We start from the raw sequence: 1,154 nt of genomic DNA, 5'->3' as shown, positions 1-1,154 counted from the left end.
GGGCCCGCGCGCCTGGCTGGTCGCGGGCTCGGGGGTCGCGGTGGCCGCGTTGATGATCTGGGCGGGCGGCCGGGACACGGCGGCGCTGCACCCCGGTGTGGTCCCGCTGGTGGCGCCGGTGCTGCCGCTGTGGCCGGCGGCCGCGGTGCTGATCGGTCTCGTCCCCGCGTTCGTGGCCCCCGTACCGAAGGCTCCCGTACCGAAGGCTCCCGTACCGAAGGCTCCCGCAGCGAGAGGCCGCGTGCCGAAAGCCCCCGTACCGAAGGCAGAGAAGGAAGAGGAGAGGGCGTAAGTGATCCGGTTCGAGCAGGTGTCGGTCACGTACGCCGATGCGCGGGAGCCCGCCGTGCGGGGGGTCGATCTGACCGTGCCCGAAGGGGAGCTGGTGCTGCTGGTCGGCCCCTCGGGCGTCGGCAAGTCGACGCTGCTCGGCGCGGTGTCCGGGCTGGTGCCGCACTTCACCGGCGGGGTGCTGCGCGGCCGGGTCACCGTCGACGGCCGGGACACCCGTACCCACAAACCACGCGAACTCGCCGATCTGGTGGGGACCGTGGGCCAGGATCCGCTCGCCCACTTCGTGACGGACACCGTCGAGGACGAGCTGGCGTACGGCATGGAGTCGCTGGGCGTCGCCCCGGACGTGATGCGCAGGCGGGTGGAGGAGACTCTCGACCTGCTGGGCCTCACCGAGCTGCGCGACCGCCCGATCGCGACGCTCTCCGGTGGTCAGCAGCAGCGGGTCGCGATCGGCTCCGTGCTGACCCCGCACCCCAAGGTGCTGGTCCTCGACGAACCGACGTCCGCGCTCGACCCGGCGGCGGCCGAGGAGGTGCTGGCCGTCCTGCAGCGGCTGGTGCACGACCTGGGCACGACGGTGCTGATGGCCGAACACCGGCTGGAGCGGGTGGTGCAGTACGCGGACCAGGTGATCCTGCTGCCCGGTCCCGGCGAGGCTCCGGTGCTCGGCACACCCGCCGATGTGATGGCGGTGTCCCCCGTCTTCCCGCCGGTCGTGGCGCTGGGCAGGCTGGCGGGCTGGGATCCGCTGCCGCTGTCCGTACGGGACGCCAGGCGCCGGGCCGCCGCGCTCCGCGAGCGGCTGGTCGGCCTGGCCCGCACGGACCCGGCCGCACCACCGCCCGCCGGACCGGTCG

1 protein-coding gene and 1 pseudogene are annotated in these 1,154 nt (G+C 74.3%); both read left to right on the top strand.

The window, feature by feature from the left end:
- Nucleotides 1-292 (top strand): annotated as a pseudogene (locus G3I19_RS36545) (energy-coupling factor transporter transmembrane protein EcfT); the annotation flags it as partial.
- The coding region (locus G3I19_RS36540) for an ABC transporter ATP-binding protein (RefSeq protein WP_164267952.1) at nt 293-1,154 on the top strand (862 nt) is incomplete at its 3' end. It lies immediately after the preceding pseudogene.

The sequence above is a fragment of the Streptomyces sp. SID10853 genome, from assembly GCF_010548145.1.
In the GTDB taxonomy this organism is placed as follows: domain Bacteria; phylum Actinomycetota; class Actinomycetes; order Streptomycetales; family Streptomycetaceae; genus Streptomyces.
This window is presented reverse-complemented; position numbering and strand designations above follow the sequence as displayed.